Origin of the sequence: Aeribacillus sp. FSL K6-8210, from assembly GCF_037963925.1 — a bacterium.
Lineage (GTDB): Bacteria > Bacillota > Bacilli > Bacillales > Aeribacillaceae > Aeribacillus > Aeribacillus composti.
Genome location: NZ_CP150172.1, coordinates 3,963,051 through 3,982,810 on the forward strand (window position 1 = coordinate 3,963,051; position 19,760 = coordinate 3,982,810).

Sequence of the window (19,760 nt, forward strand, 5' to 3'; positions counted from 1 at the left end):
TGTCACCTATAATGATTATTAAATAAAACTTGAAACTGTTTCCAAATTCAAGTATTATATAGAAAGACTTAGAAATAGGCACGTTTGAAAAAGTGAAAATTAATAATTTTATAGTGGACGGATGTTTATTATTTTCTTGTTGTCTTCAACACAAAATCACAATAGCCGAATCTGAAATAATTGGTATATCGCTTAATTTTGCAAAATTACCATAAAACAACTTCTTCGTTTATTAGAGAGATAGAAACTTAAAAAACTTTGAACATATTTTTAAAAAGATAAATCAGGAGTTCCATTGCTTTCAATTCATTTCAGATTAGAAAAACCGTAAATTAAATTTATGGTATCTTAGGCTATTTAACTTATATAAGTTAGGGCCTTTGTTCAATCTAATTTTGAATAGTGGACGTGGTGAGCCGTCCGCGATTGCAAAAGTGAGCATTGCCTTATTTGCGCCATTTGCAAAAACACCACGTCCACAAAAGTTAAATCTCAAGGGAGTACTGTTTTCATATCTCTAATCTCCTAATGATTATTTTTCTTTTTAATACTAATATCTATAAAATTGTTGATAACGTTTGCAAGCAAAGAATCTCCAATTACACAAAACCATTTGTTTACCTTTTCCCTAATTCATCAATTAATTTTAATAAATTAGGATCTTCTATATAATTTTCTATAGTGATAATTCTTTTGTTTTTATGAGATAATCTTGCTCTTTCTAATAAATCTTTATGAACGACGATAATGTCAGTGTCTTCTGGAACATCCTCTATTCTATAATGTTTTACTTCAATACCGTCAATATTTGCTTTTTGCAGTCTTTTTCTAAATGTGGTTGCACCTAATGCACTGCTGCCGGCACCTGCATCGCAAGCAAATGAAATTTTACTTATTTTTGTATTAGACAGTTCATTAGATGGATTTAAAATTTGTTTCCCTTCAGATTTCATTGCTTTTGACTTTTCGATTGAACTTGTAAAATCTTCTTCATCTGTTTTTTTATCAAACTTTAATATTATTGCAGTAACGATGAAGGATACTACCGCAGCTACGATTACACCTGAAATGATTCCTAGGAAATTACCTTTAGGGGTTAAAGCTAAATAAGATATTATGGATCCCGGACTAGGTCCAGCTACAAGACCCGCATCGAAAAGATAAAAAGTTGTAATACCTGACATCCCGCCGGCAATCATTGCTAAAATTGTTAATGGTTTCATTAATACATATGGGAAGTATAACTCATGAATGCCTCCGAAGAAATGAATTATTATAGCACCCGGAGCAGTCCGCTTAGCAGCCTTTTTGCCGAAAAAGCTAAAAGCTAATAATAATCCAAGACCAGGTCCTGGGTTTGACGCAACGGTAAAGTAAATTGATTTTCCTGCTTCAAGCGTTTCTTGCATACCTAAAGGATAATATATTCCTTGATCAATGACGTTATTTAAAAACAATACTTTAGCTGGCTCATTAATAAGAGATAATAATGGTAAGTACCCTGTATCCACTAGAGATTTAATAGCGGATGAAACAACATTATTTGCCGCTTCAATAACCGGTCCTATAAAATAAAAGGAGAAAATCATTAGAAAGAAGCCTAAAATACCAATTGAAAAGTTATTAACAATCATTTCAAATCCTGCAGGTATTTTACCATCTATCAATTTATCAAATTTCTTTATAAGCCAGCCTCCCAAAGGACCAATAATCATCGCGCCTAAAAACATTGGTATATCGGATCCAACTATTAGCCCTATGGCTCCGATGGTACCCATTACAGCGCCCCTTTGGCCGGCAACCATTCTCCCTCCTGTGCTTGCTAAAAGCAAAGGCAATAAATACTTGATTGCCGGATCAACTATACTAGCAAGATTCTCATTTGGAAACCAGCCAGAAGGTATAAACAAAGCTGTTAATAACCCCCATGCAATAAAAGCTCCAATATTCGGCAAAACCATATTGGTCAAGAATCCTCCAACAGCTTGGATGCGTGCACGAAAAGATGGGGTTTTGGCTTTAATTACATTTTCCATGTATAACACCCTTTCTTCATATCAATATTTATAGAAGAAATTTCTATACTTTTTTGAAAAAAAAAGATGTTTAAATTTTAAATTTAATCAAAAAAACATTTTTTATTCTACCATTTTAATAACATTCATTATTTCTTCTTCATTGCTTGAATTTCTAAACTTATTTACAACATCTTCATCAATTAGTATAGAAGATAAGTCGGATAGCAAACCTAAATGACTTGAATTGTCTTCAGCCGCTAAGACGATAATAATATTCACTTCTTTTCCCTCTGGGAACTGCACGTTGTTTTGTAATTTCAAAAAAGAAATGCCTGTTTTGATTACTCCTCCTTCGTTTCTTGCATGCGGCATGGCAATTCCCGGAACAATTACTATATATGGACCATTTTTATTGACATTATCAATCATATCTTGAATATATTTAGGAGTAATATTACCTTTTTTTAATAAAGGATCGGAAGCAACTCTTATAGATTCCTCCCATGAAGATACTCTATTCAAGAAATTTATATTACCTTTTAAATATTCACTTAACACACCGTTTCACCTTTCTTCATGATTCTATTTACACTACCATTTCTGTATTTTTAGTTGATAATAAATTTCTTTAATTTTTTCTCTAATTGTTTTATTTTCTAACTCTGTAAAATGTAAAATGGCTTGTTCGATCCCATTTTCACAAATGTAGTTTTGCAAAATTACAGACTCTTCATCATCAGGGTTATCGAATAAAAATGCAGCAGCAACGGCAACTGATAAATATTCTATTGAAAGTCCTAAATCAAAAAGTTCTCTAGTGGGTTTAATTAATCGTTCATTATAGCCCAGTTTGCGAATCGGCGATCTTCCTACTCGCAAAATCGAGTCGCTAATATTTTTGTTTTTAAAGCGCTTTATAATTCTTTCAATAAAATCACTCATATCTTTTGGATCCATATTAAATTTCCTTAAAATATATTGGGAAGCTTCATTTAGCGTTTCCCGTACAAGATGTTCAATTTTTGCATTTCTCAAAGCGCTCTGTATTGTAGATTCTCCTGCTAAAAACCCAATATAAGCAGTTGCCGCATGACCCATATTCACTAAATATAATTTTCTTTCAATATAAGGCTGTAAATCTTCAACATAGATTGCGTTTTTTATAATAGGCGAATCTGCATTAACGATTTCTGATTTGTTAATGATCCATTCATAGAACGGTTCTACAAGAACACTCTCACCCCCTTCGCTATGTTTTGATAAAGCTAGGCGATCAATAGCTGAATTAGGAAAGCCAACAAAAGTACATATATTTTCCATTTCTTTATTTGAAACATATCTCTTTATCTCACGTTTCAAACTGGAAGAAGCGTTAATTGCATTTTCATTTGCGATAATGTCGATCTTCTTTTTATTTTCTTTTGCTCTTTTCAAAAGGCCTTGAGATAATATATTAGCTATTTTAGGTATGTTATTGATGCCGACAGATGTTGTAATTAAATCTGCATTCACAATAGCATTGATCACTTCTTCTTCTTGTGTTACACTGTTTAATGCTGAAACCGGAGAGATAGTCTCTATCGTATGATTATCATCTAATATCTCAACCTGATAACTATTGTAATTGTTAAATTTATCAACCGTTTTTTGATTTATATCCACGAAACAAACTTCATACCCAGTTTTGTTTAATAAGTAACCAATTAAACCTTTCCCTATATTCCCTGCACCAAAATGCAACGCTAGCATAATATTATCTCCCTTTACAATACTTAAAACTCTTTATCAAAGAATATCCAATCCAGCGAAGCTATTAACTTTTTACTCTAAATTCGCGTGATATTGCCAAAGACTAGACATATCAATATTTTGCTCTCTAATCATCATTAAGGCTAACGCGTCGCCTAATAACAATAAGCTTTGTTCAAATAAGCTTGTCATTGGTTGTACAGATTTCACTTCATTTGGCAGCTGTAGTTTTGTACCTACTGGTATCCTTACGAAACAATCTGAATACTCATTCATTGAGCTATTTGGATTTGCACCTATATGAGCAACTTTTGCTTTAAATTGCTTTGCCTTCTTTGCAATGATTAATGGAAAAGCCGTTTCTCCGCTTCCCGATCCCACTATCAACAAGTCTTTTTCAGTTATTGCAGGCTCAGTGATTTGGCCGACAATATAAGTTTTAATACCAAGATGAGCTAATCGTTTAGCGATAGCTTTCAAAGATAATAGAACTCTTCCAACCCCGACAAAAAATACTTTATCTGCTTTTTTTATCTCGATTAACAATTTATTGACTTCATTCATATCAATTTGGTTTAAAGTAGTGGTGAGTTCGTTTGTAATTTCCTTTACAATATCATAGTAATTAACCATTATTTCCCCTCTTTTCACAATAAACCTTCTATGATGCATTTTTCCATCGCTTTTTTATTCTCAGCTAAACTTTTGTCTCGAATAAATAAGCTTGTACTCCCGGCAACTAGTATGTCGGCCCCAGCTTTTACTAAGCTTGGTATTGTGTCTAAAGATACTCTGCCATCAACCTCAATATTTGTATCCAATTCTTTTTCTTTTATTAATCGCGCCAAATCTTCTACTTTTTTTATTGCATAAGAAACTTGCTTTTCATTTTCATCAGTTGCAAAGCCTGGATTGATTAACATTAACAAAATGGTATCGCACTGCGGCAAAATATAATCCAGGACAGACAGGGGAGTTGCTGGGTTGAGTGCTAAACCTGCTTTAATTCCATTGTTTTTTATTAAGTTAATGTATCGATCAATATGAGTGCTCGTTTCATAGTGAAATGATATTTGTTGTACATCAATTTTGATCATCTCTTGTATAAAAAATTCATTATTATTGGACATAATGTGGACATCAAAATTCATATCAGTTATTTTTCGTAATTGCTTAATAGTATCTATTCCCAATGGCATACTAGGGCTAAAGTGTCCATCTATAATATCAATATGTAAAGTATCCAGTCCTTCTTTCTCAATTTCTTTTACACTTTTTTCTAAATTACATAAGTCAGCACACATTATAGAAGGTGCAATCGTTATTTTTTTATTATTTTGCATGTTTGTGCCTCCATTTGCATGTGTTTGCATGTTTTCCTTTATTATAAAACGCATACAATGAAAAGTAAAGCATGTTTTTGCGTTTTCATGCCATTATTTGCGCGAATGCGTTTTGATCAATTGTTGAAATTATGATAAACTATAAGAAAGACTTAAAGGAGTAAAGTCACTATGCTAAAGGAAGAACGTCAACAAAAAATCTTGCAGATTTTAAATGAAGAACATAAAGTTATTGCAAGCGATTTAAGTAAACGCCTGTCAGTTTCGGAGGATACAATTCGAAGAGATTTAAAGGAGCTTGATAACCGCGGACTTATTAAAAGGGTTCATAGCGGAGCTTTGAGGATAGGGCCTCCTGTTGTTGATTTTTCAACAAGGCAGCACATGTTTAATGAAGTTAAAATTAAATTAGCTAAAAAAGCTTTATCCTTTATAAAAGAAGACATGGTTTTATTAATTGATGGAGGAACGACTAATTTACATCTAGTAAACCAATTACCTTTAACATTAAAAGCCACCGTCATTACAAACAGCCCGCCAATCGCTATGGCTCTGACTAATCATCAACATATTGATGTTATTATGATCGGCGGAACTTTATTCAAACAATCAATGGTTAATTTAGGAATAGACACTGTCGAATCTTTAAGTAATATGAGAGCAGATTTATATATCATGGGAATTTACAAAATTGATCCTTATATAGGAATCAGCGTCCCAAGCTTATCAGAAGCATTAGTAAAGCGGAAAATGGCTTCCATCTCTTCTGAAATATTAGGGATGGCAACATCTGATAAATTAAGCACTGTTTCCAATCACATTGTATGTCCTACTAAAGATTTAACATACTTAATAACAGAAAATATTAGTCCTAACATTAAAAAGATATATGGCAGCCAACAAGTAGTGGTGGTTGATTGATAATGCATTAACAAATTTGATAATCAGCAGTTTGATGAGAAAAAACGAGGGTAAATGAAATCAGATTCAACAAGCCGCTGGTATTGCTAATATATACCATATTGCTAAATTTCGAAGACCGCTTGGTTAATTCCAATTTAATTAAAAGAGGATAGTCTTCCTTCAGGGTAGACTATCCTGCAAAAAATCATGTATCTTTGATGATTGATTAAGCCGTCAAATCCCCTTTAACCCGTTCCGAATAAATTGGATCGTGTATTCCATTTCTTTCTCGTCATCCCATGGATAGTCCGGCATGACCAAAAAGCGGGTAATGAAAAACCCAACGATCGCGTTAATCGTTAAACGAATGACAGTCTCGGTGGGAAAATCACCTATTTGCCCATTTTGTTTAAAATGGTTGACAACTTTTATAAACTGAGGCAAAACTTTTTCAGTAAAAACCGCGCTAAATTTTTCTTGAATTTCTGCATGGAACGCCATTTCCTGAAAAAAAATTTTTAACAATGGGACATTGTTTTTGACAAATTGATAGCGGTTGCGGATGATTTTCCTTAACAGATCTTCAAAATCATCAAGTCGTTGATCCTGGAAAACTTCATTGATAAACCTTTCAGCAAATAAGGGGACGGCAAATTCTATAATGATCGGTGAAACGATGGATATCAGCAAATCTTTTTTTGTTTTATAATGGCGAAAAATCGTTCCTTCCGCTACCCCGGCTCTTTTCGCAATTTCGCTCGTGGATGTCGCAGCATACCCTTTTTCGGCGAAAATTTCGACTGCCGCTTGAAGAATTTTTGCCTGCTTTGGCGTTAAATCTTGATTCGCTGCCTTCATGAACTCGTCCATAAAATTTTTCTGGTCCATACACTTTCCTCCTTATTTCTCTCTTTTATTGTTATAACCTGCGATGTTTTTTCAATGCAAATATATTTAAGACATAGAAAAGCAGCACAAAGCCGAACAATATTAGCAAATCCTGCCAAAGATCGACCAAGTCTTTTCCTTTAATCATGATTTCTTGAATGGCGTCCGCTCCGTAAGTAAGCGGCATAAATTTACTCAACACTTGCAACCACTCTGCCAATGTCTCCAAGTTAAAGATTCCCGAAAAAAATGCTTGTGGAATGATGACAATCGGAATAAACTGCATGATTTGCAGCTCATTATTTGCAAAGGCTGATAAAAGGGTAGCAAGCGCCAGCGCAGTGATGGCTAATAAAAATGTAACTACTAACAGCTGCCAAAAATCCCCTGCCATCCAAATATCAAGTACATATACGCAATACGTGACAATAACGAACGATTGAATAATCGTGAATAAGCCAAATCCTAGCAAATAGCCTGTTACAATCTCCCATCTTTTAATCGGCGTCGACAGCAATTTTTCTAATGTTCCTTGTGTTCTTTCCCGCAAAAATGAAATACCGCCTAGCACAAAAACAAAGAAAAAGACAAAAAAACCGATTAGTACTGAACCCGTCTGATCAAAAAGATTGATTTTGTCAGAGCCATAATAATATTCGACATCAGGCTGAATATTTTTTTGGTCTGACAGGGAGCTGAAGGCGGTTTGAATCACCTTCATAACCGCTGAATTGGCTGTCGGGTCGCTTCCTTCCAGCAAAACATACGGAACATGATTTTTTATCGTTATAAATGCATCTAAATCCTCTTTTTGAAAAGCCTCCTTCGCTTCACTTTCGGACATTTGAACAACATCTTTCTCCAATTCATTTTGCAATACTTGCTCAAGCGGCGCCGGTATATTTTCTGCTGCTATTTTCGGTTCGTATGGGTCGCCGTCTAATACAAGCCATACAAGAGTGATAACTAAAAGCGGCGCAAAGATCAATAAAGCAATCGACCGTTTATCCCTTAACAGCTGTCTTATAATTCGGATGACAACAGCTCCTACTCTCATTTCTCATTCCTCCCGTATGCTAAAAATGCTTCTTCAAGTGAATCGACCTTTTGGTTTTCCTTTAGCTTTTCCGGCGTGTCACAAGCAATGATATAACCGTCTCTTAGCATGGCCAGACGATCACACTTTTCCGCTTCATCCATGACATGTGTCGTAACTAAAATGGTCATCCCGTTGTTTTTTAGTTTTCTTAATTCACTCCATATCGATTGGCGAAGCACTGGATCGATTCCAACCGTCGGTTCGTCTAAAATTAATAGATCCGGTTTATGCATGAGCGAAGCAGCTAGAGACAACCGCCTTTTCATCCCACCTGAAAAGTCCTTGACAACTTTATCCATATGATCAGTTAAATCGACAATTTCCAAAACTTCCTGAATCGCTTTCTTCCGTTCTTGGCGTTTTAGCCCGTAAATAGCGGCTATAAATTCCAGGTTTTCTTTCGCGGTCAACTCCTGATAAAGAGCATCCGATTGCGCCATATAACCGATTGATTTCATTAGCTCGAGTGAAGGAACCTTTTGATCTTTGATAAAAATTTCTCCTTGATCTCCCTCTAAAATTCCTGTGATCATTTTGACCAACGTCGTTTTCCCGGAGCCGGATGGACCAAGAAGCCCGAAAATCTCTCCCTCATTTACGTCCAAATCAATATTTTTTAGCACTTTTTCCTTCCCAAATGAAATCGCAGCTTTACGGACAATAATCATTGAGGCCATTTTTTCCCATCCTTTCGTATAAAATGAGTGAGTACTCACATACATTATAGTTGTGCAAACGAATTTTGTGAAGTGAGTAATCACTCATTTTTTTGCGAATGATAGGAAAATTTTTTTAACAGATTCGGCTTTAATAGTTATCGTCTTAAAAAAGCTGACCGCTGCGGATTTATACAAAAAGCAACAATAAGCATTTGAACTAGAAAAAACATCCACACAAATTGACTGAGGAATGAACATCAGAAGATGCGCTTTTTTGCACAAATTATGCCCATTTATTAATAGGCAGGAGAAATCGGGGCAATCGGTTAGCTATTGGCTCATTAGGAGTGTTTTACAGGAACGACTAGATGAAGATAGCTTTGGTATTCGTTCCTTAGAGGAAATTAAACAAGCATTTTTAGTTATTTTACATAATGATTAAAGGAGATTTTAGATACAATACACATTCAATAAAAATGGTTGAAGTGATACTATATGGGCAAGTGGTACTGTAAAACAATAATGATTGATTCAATATAATAATTCTTCTCATGCGGATTTCTGTTTACGGATAAGGCTGACATATGTGACTTTCAAATTCTTACAGTTGAAAGAAGTGAAAAAAGATGAGCTTAGAGGCATTAAACAAACAAGTGAAAACCGATCTTTCCTATCTCGCCTTCGGAGGTCCAAGCTGGGTGCGAACGCTAAAAAAACCTGAAGGGCATGTCTACGATGTCGTGATCGTCGGCGGCGGCCAAAGCGGCTTAGGTGCGGCTTTCGGTCTTCTACGCGAACGGATATCCAACATTCTTGTCATTGATGAAAACCGAGAGGGCTGGGAAGGACCGTGGGAAACCTACGCCCGTATGGTGACCTTGCGAACACCTAAACATTTGACCTCCATCGACCTTGGGATTCCTTCCCTAACCTTCCGCGCTTGGTGGGAAGCACAATTCGGACCGGAAGGCTGGGAAGCGCTAGACAAAATTCCTCGGGGAGATTGGATGAATTATTTGCGCTGGTTTCGGAAAGTTCTCAATCTGCCCGTCATCAATGAAGTAAAGTTGAAGTTGATAGAGCCGACTGATGAAGGGATTCATCGGCTTCATATTGAAGGAACGGGTGCACCATCTGACATATTGCTCGCACGAAAGGTTATTTTAGCCACGGGAATTCAAGGCGGCGGCGAATGGCATGTTCCTCCTTTCATTGCTGAAAAATTGCCGCATCATCTCTATGCCCACTCCTCAGAAGCAATTGATTTTACAGCACTACAAGGGAAAAAGATCGGAATTTTGGGCGGCGGCGCATCTGCCTTTGATAATGCCAATTTTGCCTTATCAGAGGGTGCTGCCGAAGTTCATGTCTTTGTCCGCCGCAAGAAATTGCAGCGTATCAATCCGATCCGCTATATGGAAGTTTCCGGTCTAATTGAACGTTTCCAAGCTCTATCGGACGCTGATAAATATGCAATCATCGCTCATTTCTTTAAATATAATCAGCCGCCGACCAACGATACCTTCGGACGCGCAGCCTCATGGCCCGGTTTTCACCTGCACTTAGGAGCACCATGGCTTGATGTTGAAGCTGCAGATCAAGGTGCAGTAGTGACCACACCTCAGGGCAAGTTCACCTTCGATTTTCTGATCATCTGCACCGGACTCGTCACTGATCCTGCTTTGCGTCCGGAGCTGAGACTTGTCGAAAGCCACATTGCTCGTTGGGGAGACCGCTATCATCCCCCGAAGGAGCTGGCCAATCCAATGCTTGATGCCCATCCTTATCTCAGCCCTGGTTTCGCTTTTATAAGCCGCGATGAAAAGGGCAAAAAGCTTCTGTACGGAATTTTCGCTTTCAACTATTCGGGTTTGATCAGCTGCGGCATTACAGCAGCTGCTCTTTCCGGCCTGAAATACGGGATACGCAAGCTCGTGTCAGAAGTAGCGGATCAGCTTTTCTTAGATGATCGCGAAAAGATATTGAAAGACTTCTATTCCTATAACGAAATCGAATTTGTCGGTGAATGGACTAAAAAGGAGTAAGGCCTTAGAATAACCGTTGGTGGTGTGGGGGCTGTCTCAAGCTGATTTTTCAGCTAAGAGGCGCCCCTTTTTCAAATAAAAATAACGTTTATATTTTTTTCGGACAGCTGTTTGTAATGCAAGGAATTTATGGTCTGAGAAAGCGGCCTTTTAACACTCTTTAAAAATAAATAAGGTGAATCGAATCAAAGTTCGATCCACCCAATTAAATTTTTTCAGTTTCCTTCGAACAATTAATGGACCACAGCTGGACCAATTAATGCTGCTGGTTTTTCCCCTAAAGCCAGCTTGCTAATGTTTGTATAGCTAATATGTTTATATGATTGCAGCAATTGTTTTAATTCCGGAAATCTTTTATCTTTTTTTAGTTTTTCGATTTCCTGATGATAGATAGACAATACATAATCATCCTGAAATTTCGGTTGGAATCGATCCGGGTCTTCATCCATTAGTAAAGAGCCCATATATTGATATCCATATTGTAATTGACGAGTCAAATGGACGATATTTAAAAATTTACGATAAATAGTTGGTGTTGTTGCCTTTAAGTTTTCGATAGCGGTTTGTGCATTTTTCAACTCATCGTAACTAGAGTCTATTATCACACTATATCATTCCTTTGTTCCGTATTAATCCCACGGTTTATTCAGTGAAAGTCTGGACACGAGTTCTTTATTTTGTTGTCTTTTTAACTTGCGAATGCTTTCACGTTCTTTTCCTGTTTCGTAGAGATATTTTTCTTCCTCTGTTTCTGGAATAATAGGCGGTACTTCCAACGGTCTTTTATTCTCATCCAAGGGAACAAAAGTGAAAAATGCAGTAGCTGCAATTCTTCGTTTCCCAGTTTCTAGATCTTCTGCAATCACTTTACAGAAAATCTCCATGGATCTTTTACCTGTATAGCTAACAAATGATTCAATACAAACCGAATCACTTACCCGGATCGGTTCAAGGAAATTAACGGAGTCGGTCGACGCCGTAACACATTCCTTTACCCTTGTATGTCTGCGGGCGGAAAGCGTCGCACATGCATCCATCTTCTTCATTAAAACTCCGCCAAATAATGTATGATAATTGTTCAAATCATTAATGAGCACTTGATCTGTTTGAACAACACGTGTTTCTTTAACTTTTTTTGCTTCCATCATGATCACCTTACGTATAAAAATACTTTTGAAGCGTACGCTTCATCCGTATTAAAATTTTTACAAAGAGAATTATAATATAGCTGGTTTGCAAAGATACAATGCCAATCCTATATACAATTCATAACAAAATAGTATGGAAGCGCTCTTTAACCTAAACAAAAAACCACCCGTGTGATGAGCTGTCCCCAGTCAAGTAGACAGGAATAAAAAAGCACATATAGAAAAATCCCTCCATAATAGACAGATGAACAGGCTTTCTTTTTCCTGTCTACTATAAAGGGATCGTATCATTGAGCTTGGTCGTGTGTTACATTCTATTCCAAATAAACTTTTATTTCATCATTTGCTTTATCAATTCTCGGTTGAGTTCTTTAAAGATTTCGTTATGGGATGATACCATGCCAAATTTATCAGCCTTAGGTTCAATAAATTGTTTAGCGCTATTTACCGCATTTGCGGCATCCTGAAAGGCCCCCGCAATCAAATGCAATTTCCCATCGTATTTTAGAATATCCCCCGCTGCATAAAGTCCCGGTACAGAAGATTCGCTATGGGCGTTGCCCGCAATGTAGTGATTGTCAATCATTTGAATATTCAGCTCGCTTTTTTCCAGCAAGGAGGAATCGCGCTCATAGCCATGATTCACAATTACTTCATCAATCGATAAATAGGTGATCTCTCCTGTTTCACGGTTTGTTAGCTCGACTCGTTCAATCCGTTCATGGTCCTCGCTGGCAATCAATTTGGTAATCGAGGTATGAAAATAACAAGTAGCCGAGCTGTTTAGAAGCTGCGTCACCTGCGATTCATGACCTTTTAACATCTCCCCTCGATACGTCAAATACACTTTTTTAGCAATCGGCACTAATTCATTCGCCCAATCAATAGCCGCATTGCCTCCTCCTGAAATGATGACCGTTTTATTTTTGAAGAGCTTTAACGATTTCACTGTATAATGCAGATTAGCCACCTCAAACTTTTCTGCACCCTCGATCTCCAGTTTTTGCGGCTTCAATATACCGCTTCCCACTGCGACAATGACCGTCTTGGAAAAATGCTGCCGTCCAGAAGCGGTCTGCAATATAAAAGTGCCATCTTCCTTTCGTTTCATCGATTCAATCTTTTCATTTAGAACCACTGTAGGATTAAATGTTAATCCTTGCTTGACAAGCTGCTTAATTAATTGCTCTCCTGTAATCGGTGCATGTCCTCCAACATCCCAAATCATTTTCTCCGGGTAAACATGAAGCTTGCCGCCCAATTGCGGCTGATACTCAATCAGCTTTGTTTTCATTTCCCGCAATCCGCTATAAAATGCCGCATACAACCCCGCTGGTCCGCCGCCAATAATCGTCACATCGTATAATTCGTCATGTTTCATCTATTTCCACCTCTCCTAGAACTCAGGAAATGATTATCATTCTCAATTAAATATACATTGTTTTTACCTCTTTTACAACGAATAGTGATTGACTATTGAAAAAAATGTTTACACCATATAGAGCTCGTATTGTTTATGGACGGTCGGACCACTGTCTCGCATTCGCACAACGAGAGCAAGTCCCAGACGGTCCCTAACCGTTGGAAACATCCGTCTTTCTTCAAGCTATCTATGAAAATCGTTTGTAGATGCAGGAAAGCAACGGACATCTAGAACCTCTATCTATTCTTCATGAAAAGATAGCGGCCGCTTCCACGAACATATGAAACATGATATTCATATGAATCCTTCCTAGCCCCTGCTTAAGTACAAGAGACGGCTCCACACAAAAAAGACACTTTTTTCTTGTTTCTGCTTCAAGTAAAAAAAGCTTCCTTTCATAAAAGGAAGCCTTCTTATAGTTGACTCAATCGGATTTAGAATCCTGGCCGGGATTAGCCGTCGACAGCTTTTCTTTTGCAAATCGTATAAATTCCTGCGCAATCTGTGATAAGCTTGCATCCTTTCTCCAAATCATTGCCAGATTCCATTCGATTTCCGGATTAGTGACGGTGATCGTTTTAAAATCATCTGTTAGTTCTATACACGTACTTTCAGGCAGCAAAGTAATACCTATATTGTAGGCAACCAATTCTTGAATAAACTCCAGTTGTGATGTTTCCGAAATAATTTTCGGTTGAAAACCGGCTTCTTTACAAGAATTGATGACAAGATTTCTTAGCACAAAATCCCGGTCGAACATAATAAAGTCCTCTTTTTTTAGCTCCTGCAAAGACACTTCTTGTTTTCCCGCCAGACGATGAGACGAAGAGACAACTAGTTTTAATTTCTCATTCACAAATATAATACTGTCAAGATTTTCATTTTCCTCAGAAAGAACAACGACCCCAAAATCCAATAAATTATTGAGAACCTTCTCTTCAACTGGTTTGGAACCATCCTCTTCTAGTAGGAAAATCACCTCTGGATATTCTTCATGAAACGATGCAATCAATTTTGAGAAGAAAATGGAATTCGTAATCGTAGGTAGCCCGATGCGAATTTGTCGTTTTCTTTGCATAAACATTTTATCTAGTTCTGCATCCAATTGCTGCAACTGATTTTCAATTTTTAAAGCATGTTTTTTTAAAATACGGCCTGCATCCGTCAATATCAGCTTTTTTCTAGTACGTATGAAAAGCGGTGCTCCAATTTCATCCTCCAATGATTTGATAATTCTGCTGAGAGCAGGCTGCGTAATGAACAGGTTCTCAGATGCAGTGGTAAAATTGCCGGTACGTGTAACCTCAAGAAAACACTTCAATTGTTTAATTTCCAATTGAATCAATCACCCTATTACATTTTAATGATAATAAAGTTTACCACACTTTTCACTTTAGCGCTTTAAATTTGTTTCATCAAATAGGCGAAGCATAAAGCCTTGATGTTAGACTAAAAAAATGGATACGGAGAACAGAGAGAAATAAACATAATTGGTTAATCGCATTTAAGAAACAAGAGTTTGTATATTTTATTGCAAATTCACTATTACATGGAGAGGCTTGTTCGTCTTGCAAATTCTTATCACTTGCTTTCGCAAAAACTCATACGTTAGAGGCTCACAGTCAAGCATATAGAAATGAAAAAAAGTGAATGTTCTGATTTGCCACTAGCTGTTCTAGGAGGCGCCATCTTTTCTCCTTAAGCCGAGATATTTTTAAAATCGATTTTCATTTCGTATTTGGACTTTTTTGGCAGGTAATGGTCATTTCTATTATTGCCACATTACTTTGATTTTATTTACTAAAGAAATCCCTCCGTTAAAGCAAAAAAATTTTTTTTCTAACACTCATTTTCGGATATGCATGCAACATTTCTCAATGAAACAATAACCATTTTAACATGTTATAGGTACTCTAATTTGTTACGATTCAAAACAACATCATTACTTTCTCGTATTGCTGTTTTCTAAAGTGCTTTTTTAGGTTTGTTTTGAAATATGCAACTTAAAAGCCCTCTCATACCTGCATTCTAAAAATAAAACGGTAAATATAAAAAAATCTTGTTTACCAGTTCCATAATAGCAATAACAGGTAGCGGCAAAATGGAAAGAACATAAAACCTAAATTATTAAAGCATTTATCCACTATTAATACTACGGCTATCTTTACTAGAAAAACATTCTTCATTTAAAACTTGTCAACATTTTTTTCAGCAATCCGCTTGGAGTTGCTTCACTATTTGAAAGACAGCCTATCTCACCAAAAACTAGAAAACTATCTTTTGCTCTTGAAACCGCCACATTCAACAAACTTTTTTTTGCATCAATAAAATAACATCCATCATCCTTACCATATACAGTGGACATAATAATCACATTTCGTTCTCCGCCTTGGAATGTATGCACAGTTCCAACATCAACCACTTTTTTAAGCTCTTCTGGCAAAATTTTCTTAATCTCTGCAACCTGCATTTTAAAAGGGGTTATAATACCTAGAATATTTTTGGGGTTTAACGTTGGGAACTCAGCTTTGTATGCAGCTTTTATTTGTTCAAAATTCTTCATTATCCAATTTACAATTTCTCTGGCTTCCTTTTCATTATATCTACTACCCGCTCGTTTACTAGATTTCTGACTATCTACTTGATAATGCCCAAAATGAGGAATTGACAGTTTCCTTAATGGACATTTTTCATCATTTCTACCATAGCCCCTTTTTGGTTCTAAATTCCCTTTATAGACTAGATAATTACAGTATTCAATAATATCATTATAGCAACGACGATGCTCGCTTAAAAACAACCCTCTTTCACCAAACTTTTCGTATTGACAGCTTTTGCAAGCAACTTTCATCACACTAGACTCTGAAGTGTTTAAGCCTAAAGTTCTTAATTTTTCAAACTCGTCTTTATTTTGGATCACTTTGGCTGCTATAGCTAATGAAATATCTAATGATTTATTAATATTCCAAACAGGTTCAATTTGATATATATCTCCTACTACAACTGCCCGTTTAGCTAATGAAAACGAACATGCAGCAATTTCAGGAGTCACTTGTCCTGCCTCATCGACTATTAATAAATCAATTTTATTATATAAGTACTGTTCTACTCCATCATACGCAAGAAAAAGCTTTGGTAATTGGTAAAATGTCATCACATAGCAGGGTGTAAGCATACTTAAGTTTTCATAAAACAGCTCTAAAACATTTTTGAAATTTTTTCCCCTTTGTTCAGCACTTAATTTCTTTGCTTTTAACCATTTACATTCATAATAATGGACCGATAGCCAAAAGGAAGTATACCTTAAGCAGGTGTCTAATAATTTATTCAAATCATCTATTTTTGATTTACTTGAGATCTTAAAGTCTTCTCTGTTTATCAATTTTAGGTTTATTAAATTATCAATAACGGACTGTATAGATGATTTTAATGCTTTTACTTTTTTTGAAACTTCTTCCTTCTCCCTGAGATTTGTTCTGACTTCTTTAGCTATCGAACTGTATTTATCAAAAATTTCATCTATGTCCATCGATTCTTTTAAAAAATCTTCCTCTGGACTAATAAAGATACTTAATCTGTTCAAAATTTTCTGTTTGAAAGTTGGTATAAATTTTAGCCATCGATAATAAAATGGAATTCTTCTATATTCATTTTGCCATTCATTTTTCCGATGGTTTATATAATCTAATTTTTCTCTATCAGCTGCTATTTCTTTTTCAATCGCTTGAATAAAAGCATTTATACTTTTCTCACCATTACAAATTTCAAAAAATTCATGGAATAACTGTAAAATATCATCAGTATATTTTTTTATTTCCTTTAACCGTTGCCAAATTATATCTTCACATTCGTTTAAAGTGTTTATTTTTGTATTAAAATAATGAGAGCATTCCCGTAAAAATTTTTCTTTGGAAGCTTGAATGTTTTCGTCGCTTTCCACTCTCTCAAAGAAGTTTTCACCTTTTTGATTCGTATGTTGAAAACCTTTTTTTTCCGCTTCATTCACTTTTCTTGTGGATGGAAAATAGACCGCAAAACTATTAACACCTTCTATCCATCTATTTTCTAAATTACTATGCTTCCACTTTTTTGTAATTTTCCCGAATGATTCTATAATATTTGTAACGGCTTGATTATTTGTAGATGAAGCTACAATTAAAGGAGGTTTTTCTTTTTTTAAAGCTCTCTCGACATATAAATTGGCAACCAAAGATTGCAATAACGTCGTTTTTCCCGTACCAGGAGGTCCATTTACGGCCAAAATATCACCATCCTCCATATTATTGAAATGTATCAAACACTCCCTCTGAGAAGGAGACAGCTTATGAATCCCATTCATTTGACCGATGTGCTTTTTTGACTCCTCTATTGAATTTTTTATTAGCGGCTTTATAGGACTAAATTCTTGTTTTATAAAGTTTAAATATAATTTGGATTTTAAATAATCTCCTTCTTGTAAAAAATCATATAGCTTTAAAATACTTCTTGTCGAAACAATAGAATTATCTTTCAGCAAATAGATTTTATCTTCAAGCTCTATCCCATTCACTGATTGATCTGTTATCTTACTTCCTGTGACGGCTTCATACATTTCTTTGCATAAATTAAAATAAGTTTTCCAATCCGTGCTATTTTTTAGTTCGTTGTGATGGTTAGTCATAAAATCATCAAAAGCTTCTAAATGGCCTACTGCTAATGTAGTATCGACTATAGGATATAGATATTCTCTTGGTATCCACGGAGATTTATTTTCTGAAGGATAAAGTTCCCCATTTTCATCTAATAATGCGGGAATAAAAAATATGCCAGATAACGTATCATTATTGTTATTAACCCCTTCTTGCACTGTAAAAATCCTTTTAATCGTTTTCGCTACAATTATTACTTCAAGTTTATTTCCACTTTTTTCTTTAAATATTTTTTGTAAGTTGTTTTCTGATATCTTACCTAGTTCAACTTCTTCCAAAGATACAATTTCATATTCACTGTTTTTAAAATCAATCGGGAGTTTTGCGGCAATACTATCTCTGAAATACTTCGTCATTCGTAAATTGCTGTCCATAAACTCACTCCATTGAAGTTGTTTATTATATTATAATATATTTCGAAAGATAGTTATTTTCTAAAATTTTTGACCAAATTAAAAAGACATTGATCATTCAATCAGTTCTTTATGTGTCCCTTGTTCTATAATTCCTTCTTTCGTGATAACTAGAATTCGATCGGCATTTTTAATTGTAGCTAAACGATGAGTTCCTTTTATCATAGCTATTTTAAGAACTTTTATAAAACAAAAAACAGCCTAACTAATTTAGTTAGACTGTTTATATGACAAGATCCAAAAACTCATTCACTTATGGTACGTTTTTGCAAACTTTATGAGATGGTAAAACTTTATCTGAGGAAACCAAAACGTTATCTCCTTTATATCTATATCCTTCCGGTTCTCTTACATTCGAATTTTTTTAATTAATGGCCTTACAGTAACTTTTTTCATCATCGCTTACGATTTTAAAAAATCTATTAAATTCTTAAGAGTATTAATTAATGTATCCTTGTTTATAATATCAGCGGTAGTGGTTAATACATTGAAAAAATTGAGAAATTATGATAAATTAGATTAGAAACACATTTTTGTTTAAATTAAAAAATATTTACCCTATTATAATTTTACAACATAAAGTTCCTTCAGTCAACCCCTATTTCTCATTATTTTTAAAGTCCTGCGGTAATATGTCAAGGTGAAAAATCATAGAAATTGGAAATTCCCTTGTCCGATGATCCGAAAAAAGGCAATACTGAAGAAACCCAGTATTGGTACATGTAATAAACTGGGTCTAAAGGTTGATATTGGTATACCAGATCGATCCTCTTATCGATCTTCCCCCTTTCTTGGCGTGTAGATTTGACCGTTGCGTAGCAGCGCATCGATCACACGCACGAGTTTTCTAGCGGTGAGGACGAGGGCTCGTTTATGTTGGTGTTTGGGCACTTCCTCATACTTCTTCCGGTAGTACGCACGAAACGTCGCATCATGCCGTTGTACCGAGTTGGCAGCCTCCACTAGGTAGTAACGGAGATAGCGATTGCCGGAACGAATGAGGGAGGTGTCCTCGGCTTGAAAACGGCCCGATTGGTGCTTGGACCATGTCAAGCCGGCATATTTTGCCAAGGCGGCCTGATTGTGAAACCGCTCGATTTGCCCGATTTCGGCCAGGATGCCTGCGGTATAAACCGGTCCGATGCCTGGGATGGTTTGCAGTGTGTTCGGAATGCCTTCAAGATGGCGGGTAATGGCTTTATCGAGCTCTTTGAGCTGCGATTGCAGGCTGCGGATTGATTGAATCGACAGCCCTAACAGCAAGTCGATGGAATCCTCGACACACTTGGACAACCGATACGACGAACGGGCCGCCTTTTGAATCGACTAAAATGAAATTTTTTCAGATTGTGGTGGGCTGGCCCACCACGATCTGAACTAGCTC

General features: G+C 36.0%; 15 protein-coding genes and 1 pseudogene. 2 read left to right on the forward strand and 14 right to left on the reverse strand.

Annotation, left to right across the window (positions count from 1 at the left end):
- Positions 1-617: 617 nt before the first annotated feature.
- The 5 genes from NSQ41_RS19130 to NSQ41_RS19150 all read right to left on the reverse strand — a co-directional run bounded on the left by NSQ41_RS19130 (position 618) and on the right by NSQ41_RS19150 (position 5,110).
- Complete coding sequence (locus tag NSQ41_RS19130) at positions 618-2,036, reverse strand: PTS mannitol transporter subunit IICB (RefSeq protein WP_066251470.1); 1,419 nt, start codon at positions 2,034-2,036, stop codon at positions 618-620.
- A gap of 102 nt (positions 2,037-2,138) precedes the next feature.
- On the reverse strand, positions 2,139-2,576 hold the full coding sequence (locus tag NSQ41_RS19135) for a PTS sugar transporter subunit IIA (protein WP_066251473.1): 438 nt from the start codon (positions 2,574-2,576) through the stop codon (positions 2,139-2,141).
- Positions 2,577-2,609: 33 nt separating this feature from the next.
- On the reverse strand, positions 2,610-3,767 hold the full coding sequence (locus NSQ41_RS19140; RefSeq protein WP_117016899.1) for a mannitol-1-phosphate 5-dehydrogenase: 1,158 nt from the start codon (positions 3,765-3,767) through the stop codon (positions 2,610-2,612).
- Between the two features lie 72 nt (positions 3,768-3,839).
- Positions 3,840-4,400 (reverse strand): 6-phospho-3-hexuloisomerase, encoded by a 561-nt coding sequence (gene hxlB, locus NSQ41_RS19145; RefSeq protein WP_066251479.1) that lies wholly within the window; start codon positions 4,398-4,400, stop codon positions 3,840-3,842.
- Between the two features lie 14 nt (positions 4,401-4,414).
- Positions 4,415-5,110: a ribulose-phosphate 3-epimerase gene (locus NSQ41_RS19150; RefSeq protein ID WP_066251481.1), complete on the reverse strand. Its 696-nt coding sequence runs from the start codon at positions 5,108-5,110 to the stop codon at positions 4,415-4,417.
- Between the two features lie 171 nt (positions 5,111-5,281).
- On the opposite strand from NSQ41_RS19150, the gene NSQ41_RS19155 reads away from it, so the two are divergent.
- Positions 5,282-6,031, forward strand: coding sequence for a DeoR/GlpR family DNA-binding transcription regulator (locus NSQ41_RS19155; protein WP_066251483.1), 750 nt, complete (start codon positions 5,282-5,284; stop codon positions 6,029-6,031).
- A gap of 216 nt (positions 6,032-6,247) precedes the next feature.
- On the opposite strand, the gene NSQ41_RS19160 is transcribed toward NSQ41_RS19155, so the two are convergent.
- From NSQ41_RS19160 to NSQ41_RS19170, 3 genes are read right to left on the reverse strand one after another with little or no spacing between them, the layout of a single operon-like run.
- Complete coding sequence (locus tag NSQ41_RS19160) at positions 6,248-6,901, reverse strand: TetR/AcrR family transcriptional regulator (protein WP_144598302.1); 654 nt, start codon at positions 6,899-6,901, stop codon at positions 6,248-6,250.
- Between the two features lie 31 nt (positions 6,902-6,932).
- Positions 6,933-7,958, reverse strand: a complete 1,026-nt coding sequence (locus NSQ41_RS19165) for an ABC transporter permease (RefSeq protein WP_311066690.1) — start codon at positions 7,956-7,958, stop codon at positions 6,933-6,935.
- On the reverse strand, positions 7,955-8,677 hold the full coding sequence (locus tag NSQ41_RS19170) for an ABC transporter ATP-binding protein (protein WP_144598303.1): 723 nt from the start codon (positions 8,675-8,677) through the stop codon (positions 7,955-7,957). The genes NSQ41_RS19165 and NSQ41_RS19170 overlap by 4 nt, the downstream gene beginning before the upstream one ends.
- Before the next feature lie 608 nt (positions 8,678-9,285).
- Between NSQ41_RS19170 and NSQ41_RS19175 the strand changes: the two genes are divergently transcribed.
- Positions 9,286-10,704: an NAD(P)/FAD-dependent oxidoreductase gene (locus tag NSQ41_RS19175; protein WP_339210690.1), complete on the forward strand. Its 1,419-nt coding sequence runs from the start codon at positions 9,286-9,288 to the stop codon at positions 10,702-10,704.
- Between the two features lie 233 nt (positions 10,705-10,937).
- Here NSQ41_RS19175 and NSQ41_RS19180 read toward each other — a convergent pair whose 3' ends face one another.
- From NSQ41_RS19180 to NSQ41_RS19205, 6 genes and pseudogenes are all read right to left on the reverse strand, one after another.
- Complete coding sequence (locus NSQ41_RS19180; protein ID WP_063388277.1) at positions 10,938-11,309, reverse strand: hypothetical protein; 372 nt, start codon at positions 11,307-11,309, stop codon at positions 10,938-10,940.
- A gap of 24 nt (positions 11,310-11,333) precedes the next feature.
- Positions 11,334-11,849: an acyl-CoA thioesterase gene (locus NSQ41_RS19185; protein ID WP_082829614.1), complete on the reverse strand. Its 516-nt coding sequence runs from the start codon at positions 11,847-11,849 to the stop codon at positions 11,334-11,336.
- Positions 11,850-12,183: 334 nt separating this feature from the next.
- The gene (locus NSQ41_RS19190) at positions 12,184-13,233 is read right to left on the reverse strand and encodes an NAD(P)/FAD-dependent oxidoreductase (RefSeq protein WP_144598304.1); all 1,050 of its coding nucleotides are present in this window, start codon (positions 13,231-13,233) and stop codon (positions 12,184-12,186) included.
- A gap of 466 nt (positions 13,234-13,699) precedes the next feature.
- Complete coding sequence (locus tag NSQ41_RS19195; RefSeq protein ID WP_066251505.1) at positions 13,700-14,611, reverse strand: LysR family transcriptional regulator; 912 nt, start codon at positions 14,609-14,611, stop codon at positions 13,700-13,702.
- Between the two features lie 846 nt (positions 14,612-15,457).
- Entirely contained in the window at positions 15,458-18,337 is a 2,880-nt protein-coding gene (locus NSQ41_RS19200; RefSeq protein ID WP_339198123.1) for an AAA domain-containing protein, read from the reverse strand.
- Positions 18,338-19,147: 810 nt separating this feature from the next.
- Positions 19,148-19,702 (reverse strand): annotated as a pseudogene (locus tag NSQ41_RS19205) (IS110 family transposase); the annotation flags it as partial.
- Positions 19,703-19,760: the final 58 nt, after the last annotated feature.

What these genes read in the sequence shown, in the direction of transcription:
- NSQ41_RS19130 (WP_066251470.1), bottom strand. Translation starts at nt 2,036, where the DNA reads ATGGAAAATGTAATTAAAGCCAAAACCCCATCTTTTCGTGCACGCATC.
- NSQ41_RS19140 (WP_117016899.1), bottom strand. Translation starts at nt 3,767, where the DNA reads ATGCTAGCGTTGCATTTTGGTGCAGGGAATATAGGGAAAGGTTTAATT.
- hxlB (WP_066251479.1), bottom strand. Translation starts at nt 4,400, where the DNA reads ATGGTTAATTACTATGATATTGTAAAGGAAATTACAAACGAACTCACC.
- NSQ41_RS19150 (WP_066251481.1), bottom strand. Translation starts at nt 5,110, where the DNA reads ATGCAAAATAATAAAAAAATAACGATTGCACCTTCTATAATGTGTGCT.
- NSQ41_RS19155 (WP_066251483.1), top strand. Translation starts at nt 5,282, where the DNA reads ATGCTAAAGGAAGAACGTCAACAAAAAATCTTGCAGATTTTAAATGAA.
- NSQ41_RS19160 (WP_144598302.1), bottom strand. Translation starts at nt 6,901, where the DNA reads ATGGACCAGAAAAATTTTATGGACGAGTTCATGAAGGCAGCGAATCAA.
- NSQ41_RS19165 (WP_311066690.1), bottom strand. Translation starts at nt 7,958, where the DNA reads ATGAGAGTAGGAGCTGTTGTCATCCGAATTATAAGACAGCTGTTAAGG.
- NSQ41_RS19170 (WP_144598303.1), bottom strand. Translation starts at nt 8,677, where the DNA reads ATGGCCTCAATGATTATTGTCCGTAAAGCTGCGATTTCATTTGGGAAG.
- NSQ41_RS19175 (WP_339210690.1), top strand. Translation starts at nt 9,286, where the DNA reads ATGAGCTTAGAGGCATTAAACAAACAAGTGAAAACCGATCTTTCCTAT.
- NSQ41_RS19185 (WP_082829614.1), bottom strand. Translation starts at nt 11,849, where the DNA reads ATGGAAGCAAAAAAAGTTAAAGAAACACGTGTTGTTCAAACAGATCAA.
- NSQ41_RS19190 (WP_144598304.1), bottom strand. Translation starts at nt 13,233, where the DNA reads ATGAAACATGACGAATTATACGATGTGACGATTATTGGCGGCGGACCA.
- NSQ41_RS19200 (WP_339198123.1), bottom strand. Translation starts at nt 18,337, where the DNA reads ATGGACAGCAATTTACGAATGACGAAGTATTTCAGAGATAGTATTGCC.